Source organism: Mycobacteriales bacterium (assembly GCA_035533475.1).
Classification (GTDB): domain Bacteria; phylum Actinomycetota; class Actinomycetes; order DATLTS01; family DATLTS01; genus DATLTS01.
The window spans coordinates 56,711-69,223 of record DATLTS010000048.1 but is presented as its reverse complement, the minus strand read 5'-3'; the positions used below and the strand labels follow the sequence as shown (position 1 = coordinate 69,223).

Here is a 12,513-nt window from a genome sequence, read left to right as displayed (position 1 = left end):
TCAGCGAACGAGACCCCAGCGGAAACCCAGCGCCACGGCCTGGGCGCGGTCGCCGACGCCGAGCTTGCGGAACAGTCGACGCGCGTGGGTCTTCACGGTGTCCTCGGACAGGAAGAGGTCCCGGCCGATCTGGTTGTTGCTCTTGCCGTCGGCCATGCCGTGCAGAACCTGCAATTCACGCTCGGTGAGCGGCGGGGGGAGCTCCGCGGCGACGACCGGCTGGGCTGGTGCATGCTCGGACGGGCCGGCCAGGGCGGTCGCAACCGCCGCCCCTAGTTCGGCCCGGGACGCATCTTTGGCCAGGTAGCCGCGGGCCCCCCCGGCAATGCCCTGGACCACCCGGTCCCGGTCGCCGGGGGCCGTGAGCATGAGGATCTGCGCGGCGGGATGGGTCCGGACAAGCCTTCGAATCGTCTCCAGGCCGCCGAGACCCGGCATTTCGACATCCATCAGAACCACGTCCGGGCGCACGCTCGAGAAGCGGGCGAGCACCTCTTCCCCGCTGGCCGCGGTTTCGACCCGGTCGACCCCCGGGAGGGTCGCCAGCGAGGCCCGCAACCCCTCGCGGGTGATCCGGTGATCGTCGCAGATCAGAACCGTGGTCACGCGTCTCCTCACTGACCGCCGTGGGGTGGTCGGACGCGCTCGCATCGCGCCTCGATTAGCTCATCGGCATGCCGCCCCGGGGACCTGAAGCACCCGGCGGGCCGGCTGACTCAGCCCTCGAGCAAGGCGCTGACGTCTGGACGGCTGAGCCATTCGTCGCGGATCTCCGGCGCCAGATCGGCCGCGATCGCCAGCACCGCGGATCGGGCCGACGCCAGGCAGCGGGCGCTCTCGTCTGGTGCCCGGTCCACGAGCAGCGCCCCGAGCAGCGCCCGGGCCGGCCAGATCAGCGGCAGGGTGCCCAGACCTTCGGCGAGGCTGGCCGCCCGGCGCAAAGTGCCGGTCGCCGCATCGGTATCGACCTGGACCTCGGCCACCCCTTGAAAGAGCAGGCCCTTCGCGACGTGGCGCGGCGCACGTGAATGTTCGGCCCGGTCGACCGCAGCGACCGCGAGACCCACGGCCTCGGTCGGTTCACCGACGAGCAGGGCGATCTCGGCGCGGACCCAGTCGAGCCGGACCCGCTGTCGCCACCAGTCCTCGCGGCCGGTGACCAGTTCGGCGGCGGCGTCGAGCCCGAGCCGGGCGGCCGACACGTCCTCCAGGCCGACGGCGTCGGAGGCCAGGCCGAGCCGGCAATCGAACGCCGCCTCGCCCCGACCTTCGCTCAGCCCCAGGCCACGCTCGTCGAATCCCCAGGCGACCTGGTGCCGCCCGAGCTGCCGGTGGACGCTGGCCATCGTGGCCGCGGCCAGCGAACCGAAGAGCCGTATCTCCGGCGCATCGGCCTGCTCACCGGCCCCGACCAGCGGCTCGAGCAGCGCCACGGCGCGGCCGAGCCGCCCCTGGGAGGCCAGGGCGACCCCAAGCAGCCAGCCGGCTGCGGTGACCTCGGCCCGGCGACCCTCCGCCTCGGCGAGTGCCATCGCCTGCTCGAGCAGACCGACCGCTCTGGCCGGCGGACCGTGGAACACCGCGCGTTCCCCGGCCGCCAGCAGCGACGGAAGGTCCTGGCTCACCGGCGCAGGCTAGTGCGTGTGCCCGTGCCCGTGACCGTGCCCGTGCCCGGTCGGCTCGTCGGTCTCCGCCGGCTTCTCCGCGACGAGGGTTTCCGTCGTCAGCAGCATCGCGGCGATCGACGCGGCGTTCTGGACCGCCGAGCGGGTGACCTTGACCGGGTCGACGACGCCGGCCGCGATCAGGTCGACGTACTGACCGGTCGCGGCGTTGAGTCCCTGACCGGCGGGAAGGTCCCGAACCTTGGCGACGACGACGTAGCCCTCGTGGCCGGCGTTCTGCGCGATCCAGCGCAGCGGCTCGATCAAGGCGGTGCGAACGATGCCCACACCGGTCGCTTCGTCACCGGACAGGCCACAATCGCCGTCGAGGGCACCGAGCGCGTGCACGAGCGCCGAGCCCCCGCCGCTGACGATGCCTTCCTCGATCGCGGCGCGGGTCGCCGAGATCGCGTCCTCGAGCCGGTGCTTGCGCTCTTTGAGTTCGACCTCGGTAGCGGCCCCGACCCGGATGACCCCGACCCCGCCGGCCAGCTTGGCCAGCCGCTCCTGGAGCTTCTCCCGGTCCCAGTCGGAGTCCGACGCCTCGATCTCGACCTTGAGCTGACGAACCCGGTCGGCAATCGCGGCCGAATCCCCACCCCCGTCGACGACCGTCGTGTCGTCCTTGGTCACCGTGATCCGGCGGGCAGTGCCGAGGACCTCCAGTCCCACCGAGTCGAGCTTGAGCCCGACCTCGGGGCTGACGACCTCGGCGCCGGTGAGGATGGCCATGTCCTGCAACATCGCCTTACGGCGATCACCGAAGCCGGGTGCCTTGACGGCGACCGCGGTGAACGTTCCCCGGATCTTGTTGACGACCAGGGTGGACAGCGCCTCGCCATCGACGTCCTCGGCCACGACGAGCAGCGGCTTGCCGGTCTGGACGACCTTCTCGAGCAGCGGCAACAGATCCGCGACCGCCGAGATCTTCCCGGCATGGATGAGGACGTGAGCCCCCTCGAGGATCGCTTCCATCCGCTCCGGATCGGTCACGAAGTAGGGCGAGATGTAACCCTTGTCGAACTGCAAGCCCTCGGTGAACTCCAGCTCGAGGCCCATCGTAGTCGACTCCTCGACGGTGATGACGCCGTCCTTGCCGACCTTGCTGAACGCCTCGGCGATGAGCTCACCGATCGCCGGGTCCTGCGCGGAGATGGCGGCGACGTGCGCGATCTCCTCCTGGGTTTCGATGTCGGCCGCGTCCTTGGCCAACCGTTCGGCGATCGCCTCCACCGCGCGCTCGATGCCACGCTTGAGCGACAGCGGGGCGGCCCCGGCCGCGACGTTGCGCAGGCCTTCCCGGACCATCGCCTGAGCCAGCACGGTGGCCGTCGTCGTACCGTCGCCGGCAACGTCGTTGGTCTTGGTGGCGACCTCTTTGGCGAGCTGAGCGCCGAGGTTCTCGTACGGGTCCTCGAGCTCGACCTCCTTGGCGATGGTCACGCCGTCGTTGGTGATCGTCGGGACGCCGTACTTCTTGTCGATGACGACGTTGCGTCCGCGCGGCCCGAGCGTCACCTTGACGACGTCGGCCAGCTTGTCGACACCGCGCTGCAACGAGTCACGGGCGTCGGAATGGAACTCCAGGATCTTCGGCATTGCTGTCCTTCCATGCATACGCCCCGGGGACCAACGGCCCCCGGGGCGTCGCGTCGGTGTCCTACTTCTCGATGACCGCGAGCACGTCACGGGCCGACAGCACGAGGTAGTCCTCGCCGCTGTACTTGACCTCGGTGCCGCCGTACTTGCTGTAGATCACGGTGTCGCCGACTTTGACGTCGAGCGGCACCCGCTGACCGTCTTCGAACCGACCGGGCCCGACCGCGAGGACGACGCCCTCTTGCGGCTTCTCCTTCGCGGTGTCCGGAATGACCAGACCGGATGCCGTGGTCTCCTCGGCATCCGAGGGCTGGACGACGATGCGGTCCTCGAGCGGTTTGATGGCTACTTTGGTGGCGGTCGTCACGACCTGACCTCCCCCTTCTCACGGGACGTCGTAGGGAACGCTTTCGACCTGGCTTCCTGCCGTCGCGGGTGTCAGTCAGCCTCGTCGCGTTGGCACTCTCACGTGCCGAGTGCCAGCCTATGCCACCCGCCCGGGACCGTCAATCCGGGTCGGATCCCGGCCCGGGGAACGCGGTCACGAGCTCGAACACCCAAGCCTGCGCGCGCAACAGGAGCCCGGCCGGCGGGTCAGGTTCGGCGAACCCGACCCCGGCCGGCCATCGGGTGACGAGGACGATGCGCTCGTCCGGCCCGGTGCTGGAGCAGAGCTCGTAGGAGCCGACTCCGGCGGCCCGCGCGGCCGCCACGATCTCGTCGGCGACCCAGGCCAGGGCGGCGTCCAGTCGACCGGGCGCGACCCGGGCCTCCCACATCCGCACCGCCGTACTCACCGGGCACCGGCCAAGAGCAGGCCCGGGTCCGCGGCGAACTCGAGATCGGAGGGGCTGGCCCCGGCGGCGCAGAGCGCGGCGCCGAGCACGGCGACCATGGCTCCGTTGTCGGTGCACAGGGCAGGGGCGGGCATCCGGAGGCGGAGCCCGGCGGCGGCGCAGCGCTCGGCGGCGAGGCTGCGCAGGCGGGAGTTGGCGGCGACGCCGCCGCCGAGGACAAGGTCACGGACCCCCTCCCGGCGGCAGGCGGCGACCGCCTTGGCGGTGAGCACGTCGGCTACCGCCTCCTGGAAGGAGGCGGCGAGGTCGGCGAGCGGCAGGTCCTGGCCGACCGCCCGGCGGGCTTCCACCCAGCGAGCCACCGCCGTCTTAACCCCGGAGAAGGAGAAGTCGAGGGAATCCCCGGGCCCGGTCAGGGCTCGCGGGAACGCGATGGCCGCCGGGTCGCCGCCGGCCGCCGCCCGGTCGATCGGCGGACCGCCCGGGAACGGCATCCCGAGCAGCCGGGCGACCTTGTCGAACGCTTCGCCGGCGGCGTCGTCCATGGTCGACCCGAGCGGTACCACCGGGTCGGTCAGCGACCGCACCAGAACCAGCGAGGTGTGGCCGCCGGATACGAGCAACGCCACGACCGGCACCGGCAGGGGGCCGTGTTCGATCGTGTCGACGGCGACGTGGGCGACGAGATGGTGCACCCCGTAGAGGGGGACCTCGAGCGCTAGCGCGTACGCCTTCGCAGCGGCCACACCGACGAGCAGCGCCCCGGCCAGGCCCGGCCCGGCCGTCACCGCGACCGCGTCGACGTCCCGGTGGCGTAGGCCCGCCTGGCGCAGGGCCCGGTTCACCGTCGGCACCATGGCCTCCAGGTGGGCCCGGCTCGCGACCTCCGGGATGACCCCGCCGAACCGGGCGTGGGCCGCGACGCTCGAGGCGACCGCGCCGGCGAGCAGAGACCGCCCCCGGACCAGACCGATCCCCGTCTCATCGCAGGAAGTCTCGATGCCGAGGACGATCGGCTCCGCGCTCACCCGATCTCCCGTTGCATGATGACGGCGTCCACGTTGCTCGGCTGGTAGTAGCCGCGCCGGGTCGCGATCGGCTCGAAGCCGAACCGTCGGTAGAGGTCCTGCGCTCGACGGTTGTCCGCGCGCACCTCGAGCCCGACCCGTCGGCGGCCACGCCGGGACGCTTCGGCGAGCATCCACTCGACGAGCATCCGCCCGACTCCGGCGCCCCAGCGGTCCCGGCGAACGGCCAGCGTCTGCACCCAGGCGTCGTCGGGATACGCGCACAGACCGGCGTAGCCGACGATCCCGGCGGGATCGGCCGCCACGACGTAGCCCCGGGTCTCGATCTCCGCGAGCTCGGACCGGAACAACACGCTCGACCAGGCCTCGGCCCCGAACAGGTCCCGCTCGATGTCCAGCAGCGCCGGGATGTCCGCCTCCGCCATCGGCCGCAGCCCAGCGGTCACCGGCGCAGCACCGCCTTGGGTGGGCCCGGTGGTGTGGCGTCCGGGCGACGCAGGTAGAGCGGGGTGAGCGGCTCGGTCGGGCAACCCGACTCCGCCCGCGGCAGGGCCAGCCGGGCCACCATGGCCGCCGCCGGGTAGTCGCTGTCCGGGATCACCGGGAAGCCCGCGAAGTCGCCCTCGTAGAGCCGAGCGCCGGCGCCGGCGAGCCGCTCGCCTGACGGCAACCGCCCGGCGAGCACCCGCGGAAGGTCGACAGCCGGCCCGGCAACCCGGGTCCCGCCCGGGTCGTAGCTCGCCCAGTAGACCTCCCGCCGCCGGGCGTCGGTGACCACGGTAAGGGGGCCCGGATGCGCACCGGCCAGCGCGTCGAGGGAGCCGACCCCGTACGTCGGGATGCCGATCGCATCGCCGAGCGCGGCGGCGGTCACCAGGCCGATCCGCAGGCCGGTGAACGGGCCAGGGCCGACGCCGGCCGCCACCGCCGTGAGATCGCCCGGGCGAGCGCCCGCGTCGCGCAGGGTGGCCGCGATCAGCGGCGCCAGCAGCTCGCCATGGCGGCGGGCGTCCACGGCGGTCCCGGACGCGAGCACCCGGGGGCCGTCGAGAACCGCCACCGTGGTCGCCGGCGTCGACGTGTCGAGTCCGAGCAGGAGCACGCGGGTCAGAGCGACGCCCGGGACCAGTCGACCGACTCGGCGGCGACGATCGGCGAGCCGACGTCGAGTTGGATGTCTTCGTGTGCGGTCAGCGGGATGGCCGCCGGATTTCCGGTGTAGGTCTTTCCGTTTACGAAGGCGGTGACCGGTCCGGTCGCGGCGCCAACCTGACTGGGACCCAGCGGCTGGCGCCAGATGTCGAAGAAGTTGCCCAGCGTGAACACCCTCTTGGTCGGTGACTCGATGTGGATGATGCCGTCCGTCGCATGGACGTGCAACCAGTAGTAGCAGCGGGAAGCCTGCGCGAACGCGCCCTGCGCCGACTGCTGGACGACCGGAGCCACGGTGCCGATCCCGACCGGCAACTGCCGCTGCTGGCCGCCGACGAAAACCAGCAGGTGTGCGTGGATGTGGTAGGCCACCTGCTCCTGGGCCGAGCAGGTGATCCCGTCGATGGTCTGGCCGGTGGCGGCGGTAGAAGCCGGGGCGATCAGCGGCCCGCTCTCGACCGGGATCTGCTCGGGGCCGATCGCGCCGATCACCGCCGGACCGGAGCTGGGGCTGCTGGTGACGCCGATCCCCACACCCGTGCCGATCGCGCCGAGGATGACCAGGCCGACGGTAATCAGCAGCAGTCGGCGCCGGCGCTCGGCTCGGCGTTGCGCAGCCTGAGCGGCCGCGAGTTTGCGCTGGCGGCTGGTTTGCGGTGCTCGGCCACGGTTTGCCACCGGACAACCCCCTCCCGATCGGATGTCTCTCAGGGTAGATGCCGAACGGTCAGCGGCCCGCCCAACGGGGACCGACCGCCCGGAAGGTGACCGTCCGTGCCTCACCGGCGGGCGCCCGCTCGAGCCGGATTTCCAGCCGGTCTCCCGCCAGGCGTTCGGCCAGCCCCTCCCCCCATTCGACGACGAGGACGGCATCGGTCAGCTCGGTGTCCAGGTCCAGAGCGTCGAGCTCGCGGCTGGGGTCGACGGCGTCGGTCAGCCGGTAGGCGTCGACGTGGACGAGCGGGACCCGGCCGCCGCGGTGTTCGCGGGCGAGCACGAAGGTCGGGGACAGCACCGGATCGGCCACCCCGAGTCCTGCCCCGATGCCCTGGACGAGCGTCGTCTTGCCGGCGCCGAGCGCACCGATGACCAGAACGAGGTCGCCCGGCCCGAGGTCGCCGGCCACCTCGGCACCGAGCGCTCGCATCGCCTCCGGGGTCGGCACCTGCCGCGCCCTCACCCGCTCTGACCCAGCCGGCGCGCGTACTCCGTCCAGTAACCATGCTCGGCAACGGCTTCGTAGCCTCGGCGCTGCCAGAAGGTCCGGGTCCGGTCCAACACCGAGCGCACGCCGACCCGGGTCTCCCGGAAGCCGAGTCCGGCCGCCCAGCGGTGCGTCCAGGCGAGCAGGCAGGTGCCCACGCCGGCGCCCTGCTCGGCCGGTGCGACCGCGACGCGACGCAGCCAGAGTGCCGAGCCGTCGGGCCGGCAGCGCAGGCCGGCAACCAGCTCGCCGTGCCGGTAGGCCGCAACGCCGGGATGCGCGGCCAACTCGGCCGCGACGATCCCTTCGGTTTCCCCGAAAAGGCTGGACGGCGGGTCCAGCGGCGGGAGCGTGCCGAAGCCGGCCAGGGCAACGGTCAGCAGGTTGGCCGCGATCTCCGGCCCGACCGCACCGAACGCGAGACCGCCGGCGCCCAGGTGTCGGAGCCGTCGCGCGGCGTGCGCCAGGTCCTCGGCGAGCCCGGCCCGTGGCGCACCCGACGGCCCGAACCGCAGCGCCGCCGACGGGTGGAACGTCGCCACGAGCACCCGGCCGGCCAGCAGATGGTCGCGGCCCCGGACGTCCACGAGCCGAACCGGTCGGCCGAACGCCCAGGCCGCGGCCGTGCCGCCCAGGGTGACGACGAGCGCCGGGTCAGCCAGCGGGAGCTGACGGTCGATCCAGCTCCGGCACTCCCGCAACTCGGCCCGCCGCGGCGGCCGGTTGTCGGGAGGGCGGCACTTGACGACGTTCGTGATCGAAACCTCGGCCCGACTGAGCCCGGCCCCGTCGAGCAGCTCATCGAGAAGTCGGCCGGCGCGGCCGACAAAGGGCCGACCGGACACGTCCTCGTCGTGACCGGGGGCCTCGCCGACGAGCATCAGCCGGGCGCCCGCGGGGAACTCGCCAGCCACCGCATGGGTGCGGCCCTCGGCCAGCGGGCAGGCGACACACGTGGCGACGGATGCGGCCAGGCCGGCCAGGCTCACGCGGACGCGGCGCGCCGGCGCCGAGCGCGTCCGGCCCGGCGGATGAACGCCCGCAGGTGCAGGTTGACCAGCGCCGGACGCTCGAGCGTGACCATGTGCCCAGCGTCGGCGAGTTGGACCAGCTCGGCGTCGGGCAGCACCTCGGCGATCGCCTGGCTGTGGTCGGGGGTGATCAACGTGTCCCGGGCGCCGGTGAGGATGAGCGTCTCGACACCGCGCAGAGCCGCCAGCGCCCCGACCCGGTCGTGGTCGAGGAACGTCGGCAGGAACTCGAGGATGACGTCAATCGGGGTGGCAGCCAGCATCCGCTCGAGGAAGGCCACGAGGGAGGGCGAGGCGTGCCGGCCGAACGCGAACCAGCGGGTGACCAGGAAGGACAGGTCGCCACTCACCGACCGGCCGCGTTCGAGCAGGGCGGAACGGCTGGCCAACCGCGGAACGACAACCGGCGCGGCGATCTTCAGCACCCGCCCGGCGCGCCGGGGCAGGCCGAACACGGTGTCCGCAATCTGCCCTGATGCGGTGGACAGCAGCGCGACGCCGACGATCCGCCGGCCGAACATTTCGGGGTGCTGCTCGGCGAGCGCCATGATGGTCATCCCGCCGAGGGAATGCCCGATCAGCACCACCGGCCCCTCGGGCGCGGTGGACAGGAGCACGCTGAACAGATCGCGGCCCAGCTGATCCAGCGTGGCGTGCTCCTTGGAGCCACGCCCCGACGCGCCGTGGCTGCGCTGGTCGTAGAACACCAGCCGGCCGACGTCGGGCAGGTCGCGCCGCTGGTAGTGCCAGCTGTCCATGGACAGGCTGAAGCCATGGACGAACACGACGGTCGGCCGGGCGGCGGGATCGCCGAGCTCCTCGACGTGCAGCGGAACGCCGTCGTCGGCCAGGACCACACGACCCCGGCTGTGCAGGGAGCCGAACGGTTCGCGGGCATCGGGGTCGGGCACGTGACGAATCCGGGACGCCAGCTGCCGCTGGGCGGCGAGGACCGCGGCCGTCGAGGCGACCAACCCACCCGCGACGACGCCGGCGACGGCGAACCTCCGGCGACGGCTCACGGTCGCTCGCCCAGGTAGCGGCGGGCCACCCGCGGCCCGATCCGGGTGACGATCTCGTAGCCGATGGTGCCGAGCACGTCGGCCCACTCGTCCGCGGTGGGCTCGCCCTGGCTGCCCGGGCCGAAGAGTACGACTTCGTCCCCGGCACCGACCGAGTCGGCGCCCGTGTCGACGACGAACTGGTCCATGCACACCGTGCCGGCGATCCGCCGGCGAGCACCGGCGAGGAGCACCTCGAGGGTGCCACCGCCGGCCCGGGGGATCCCGTCGCCGTAACCCAGCGGGATGAGCGCGAGCCCGGTCTCGCCGGTCGTCCGGTAGCGGTGGCCGTAGCTGACCCCCGAACCGCCGGGCACCCGCTTGGCCAGCGCCACGCGGGAGGTCAACGTCATCGCTGGACGCAGCTCGAACCGGGCGGCCGCCACGCCCGGTCCGGGCGACAGCCCGTACATTGCGATCCCGGGTCGGACCAGGTCGTAGCGCGCGGCGGGCTCGGTGAGCAAGGCCGCCGAGTTGGCGAGGTGCCGGACCTCCGGATGCACTCCGGCCCGGTCGGCGAGCTCCAGCGCAGCCGCGAAACCGGCCAGTTGCCCGGCGGTCGCCGGATGGCCGGGCTCGTCCGCGCAAGCCAGGTGCGACCACACGCCGACCACCGACACGGTCCCGTCCGCCTGAGCCTTGGCCGCAGCCTCGACGAGGTCGGCCCAGTCGGCGGCCGGGGCGCCGCCCCGGCTGAGGCCGGTGTCCGCTTCGAGGTGAACCCGGGCCGGGACGCCGACCGCCCGGGCGGCGGCGGCGAGGTCGGCGAGCCGAGCCCGGTCACCGACGGCGACATCGATCTGTCCGGTCAAGGCAGCGGGCAGGTCCGAGCCGGGGCCGACGATGAAGGCGACCAGCGGCGACTCGAGGCCGGCGGAACGCAGGGCGAGGGCCTCGTCAAGGAACGCCACACCGAGCCAGCCCGCGCCGCCGTCCAGCGCCGCCCGAGCGACGGGGACCAGCCCGTGGCCGTACCCGTCGGCCTTCACCACGGCGCACACCGCGGCCTCACCGGCCAGCTCGACGAGGCGGCCGACGTTGTCCCGGATCGCGTCGAGGTCCACGACTGCGACCGCGTGGGGCGACGAGCTCACGCAGGCATTCTCTCAGCCCCGCACGGTTGCCACCGCGCTACGCCAGTACCGGATCACGTCGAACGCCCGGATCGGGGCGCCGCCGCCCGGGCCGGCGGCCAATCGGGCCGCCAGACCGTGCAGGTAGGCGCCTACCGCCCCGGCCTCGAGCGGCTGGAGCCCCTGGGCGAGCAGCGCGCCCGCGGCTCCCGACAGCACGTCGCCGCTACCGGCGGTGGCCAGGTAGCCGGTGCCGGTCGGGTTGACGTAGGTGGCCCCGGCCGGATCGCAAACCACGGTTGTCGAGCCCTTCAGCAGGACCGTGGCCGCCAGATCCGCGGCGGCCCGCCGGGCGTGATCGAGCCGGTCCGCCGCTACGTCGGCGCGCTCCGCACCGGTCAGGCGAGCGAACTCGCCGGCGTGCGGGGTCAGCAGCGTCGGCCCACGTCGGCGCGCAACCCAGAACGGATGTGCGGCAAGCAGGTTCAGGGCATCCGCGTCGACGAGTACCGGTAGGTCCGTGCTGAGCACGGCCTTGAGGACCGACCGCGCGCCATCCCCGGTGCCGAGTCCTGGCCCGATCACCCAGGCCTGCACGCGCCCGGCTTCGAGCACGGCCTCCGGGTCGTCCGGCGACCCGGAAGCATCGTGGTCGACGACGGTGCACACCGCCTCGGGCCAACGCTGGCGGACCAGTTCGGCTGGGGCGGCCGCCCCCACGTACCTGATCATGCCCGCACCGGCGTGCAGCGCGGCGCCGACGGCGAGCACGGCCGCCCCGGGATAGGTGTCGCTGCCGGCGACCACGCCGAGCACCCCGCGGCGGTATTTGTCGCCATCCGCGCCCGGTACCGGAAGCAACCGGGCCACGTCCTCCGCGTCCAGGACCCGCACGGCCGGCGGCTCGCGGAGGTAACCGGCCAGCCCGATGTCGACCAGATCGACGGCCCCGGCCGCCTGCGCACCTGGAGCCACCAGAAGACCGGGTTTCAGGCTTCCGAACGTCACCGTCACGTCCGCCCGCACCACCGCACCCTCGACCCGGCCGGTGGTCGCATCCACCCCGCTCGGGACATCGACGGCAACGACGGGGGCCCGACCCGAAGATGCCAGCCCCGCCAGCCATTCGGCCGGCGGCCGCAGTTTGCCACGGGCGCCGATCCCGACCATCCCGTCCATGACGAGGTCCGCCCGGCCGATCAGCTCCCCGGCGGCCGCCGGGTCGTGCAGCAGGCCCCCGGCCTGCTCCAGAGCCGCCCGCCCCGCGGCGTGCATGCGATCGCCGGTCTGGATCGCGTCGACCCGCGCGCCCCGGACCGCCAACCGAGCGCCGGCGAACAGCGCGTCCCCGCCGTTGTCACCGGATCCGACCAGCAGCACGACCCGCGAGCCGTACACCCGGCCGAGCATCTCGGCGCACCGTCGGGCCAACCCGCTCGCCGCGCGCTGCATGAGGGCCCCGTCCGGCACCGCCGCCTGAAGAATCCCCTCAGCGGTCCGGACCGCCGCCACGTCGTAGGCAGCCCTCATCGCTGCGCCAACACGACCGCGATCGCCGATCCACAGTCGTGGCTCAGCGACACCTGCCAACCGGTCACCTGCAGGCCGGCCGCTGCCTCCGCCACCGTGCCACCGACCAGAAGCGCCGGCCGGCCGGAGGGCTCCGTGACCACCTCGACGTCGTGCCACCGCAGCCCGCGAGGGGCCCCCAACGCCTTCGCGACCGCCTCCTTCGCCGCGAATCGCGCGGCGAAGGAGGCCGCCGACCGGGCCCGGGAACCGACCGGCTCCCGCTCGGCACGGGTGAACAGACGCCCGGCCAGCGACGGGGTCCGCTCCAGGGCGTGGGCGAACCGGGTCACGTCGACGATGTCGATGCCGACCCCGACGATCACGCGGCCGAC

Annotated in this window: 15 protein-coding genes; all 15 read right to left on the bottom strand. The window is 73.1% G+C overall.

The features are described 5' to 3' along the window. Entirely contained in the window at positions 1-606 is a 606-nt protein-coding gene (locus VNG13_11970) for a response regulator transcription factor (protein ID HVA61231.1), read from the bottom strand. A gap of 110 nt (positions 607-716) precedes the next feature. After that, positions 717-1,625, bottom strand: a complete 909-nt coding sequence (locus tag VNG13_11965) for a hypothetical protein (GenBank protein ID HVA61230.1) — start codon at positions 1,623-1,625, stop codon at positions 717-719. A gap of 9 nt (positions 1,626-1,634) precedes the next feature. Then, positions 1,635-3,263: a chaperonin GroEL gene (gene groL / locus VNG13_11960; protein ID HVA61229.1), complete on the bottom strand. Its 1,629-nt coding sequence runs from the start codon at positions 3,261-3,263 to the stop codon at positions 1,635-1,637. Positions 3,264-3,324: 61 nt separating this feature from the next. Then, positions 3,325-3,630, bottom strand: coding sequence for a co-chaperone GroES (groES, locus tag VNG13_11955; GenBank protein HVA61228.1), 306 nt, complete (start codon positions 3,628-3,630; stop codon positions 3,325-3,327). 139 nt (positions 3,631-3,769) lie between these two features. Further along, entirely contained in the window at positions 3,770-4,060 is a 291-nt protein-coding gene (locus VNG13_11950) for a hypothetical protein (GenBank protein ID HVA61227.1), read from the bottom strand. After that, positions 4,057-5,088, bottom strand: a complete 1,032-nt coding sequence (tsaD, locus tag VNG13_11945) for a tRNA (adenosine(37)-N6)-threonylcarbamoyltransferase complex transferase subunit TsaD (protein HVA61226.1) — start codon at positions 5,086-5,088, stop codon at positions 4,057-4,059. The genes VNG13_11950 and tsaD overlap by 4 nt, the downstream gene beginning before the upstream one ends. Continuing rightward, positions 5,085-5,534 (bottom strand): ribosomal protein S18-alanine N-acetyltransferase, encoded by a 450-nt coding sequence (gene rimI / locus VNG13_11940; GenBank protein ID HVA61225.1) that lies wholly within the window; start codon positions 5,532-5,534, stop codon positions 5,085-5,087. The genes tsaD and rimI overlap by 4 nt, the downstream gene beginning before the upstream one ends. Continuing rightward, positions 5,531-6,190 (bottom strand): tRNA (adenosine(37)-N6)-threonylcarbamoyltransferase complex dimerization subunit type 1 TsaB, encoded by a 660-nt coding sequence (tsaB, locus tag VNG13_11935; GenBank protein HVA61224.1) that lies wholly within the window; start codon positions 6,188-6,190, stop codon positions 5,531-5,533. Before tsaB ends, rimI begins: the two co-directional genes overlap by 4 nt. 5 nt (positions 6,191-6,195) lie before the next feature. Further along, a complete protein-coding gene (locus VNG13_11930; GenBank protein HVA61223.1) occupies positions 6,196-6,918 on the bottom strand; it encodes a hypothetical protein in 723 nt (240 codons plus the stop codon). A gap of 49 nt (positions 6,919-6,967) precedes the next feature. Beyond that, a complete protein-coding gene (tsaE, locus tag VNG13_11925; GenBank protein HVA61222.1) occupies positions 6,968-7,387 on the bottom strand; it encodes a tRNA (adenosine(37)-N6)-threonylcarbamoyltransferase complex ATPase subunit type 1 TsaE in 420 nt (139 codons plus the stop codon). 29 nt (positions 7,388-7,416) lie between these two features. Beyond that, the gene (locus VNG13_11920; protein ID HVA61221.1) at positions 7,417-8,433 is read right to left on the bottom strand and encodes a GNAT family N-acetyltransferase; all 1,017 of its coding nucleotides are present in this window, start codon (positions 8,431-8,433) and stop codon (positions 7,417-7,419) included. Continuing rightward, positions 8,430-9,497 (bottom strand): alpha/beta hydrolase, encoded by a 1,068-nt coding sequence (locus tag VNG13_11915; protein HVA61220.1) that lies wholly within the window; start codon positions 9,495-9,497, stop codon positions 8,430-8,432. The genes VNG13_11920 and VNG13_11915 overlap by 4 nt, the downstream gene beginning before the upstream one ends. Continuing rightward, the gene (gene alr / locus VNG13_11910; protein HVA61219.1) at positions 9,494-10,630 is read right to left on the bottom strand and encodes an alanine racemase; all 1,137 of its coding nucleotides are present in this window, start codon (positions 10,628-10,630) and stop codon (positions 9,494-9,496) included. Before alr ends, VNG13_11915 begins: the two co-directional genes overlap by 4 nt. Before the next feature lie 12 nt (positions 10,631-10,642). Then, positions 10,643-12,139: an NAD(P)H-hydrate dehydratase gene (locus VNG13_11905; GenBank protein HVA61218.1), complete on the bottom strand. Its 1,497-nt coding sequence runs from the start codon at positions 12,137-12,139 to the stop codon at positions 10,643-10,645. Continuing rightward, on the bottom strand, positions 12,136-12,504 hold the full coding sequence (locus tag VNG13_11900) for a holo-ACP synthase (GenBank protein HVA61217.1): 369 nt from the start codon (positions 12,502-12,504) through the stop codon (positions 12,136-12,138). The genes VNG13_11905 and VNG13_11900 overlap by 4 nt, the downstream gene beginning before the upstream one ends. Positions 12,505-12,513 lie beyond the last annotated feature (9 nt).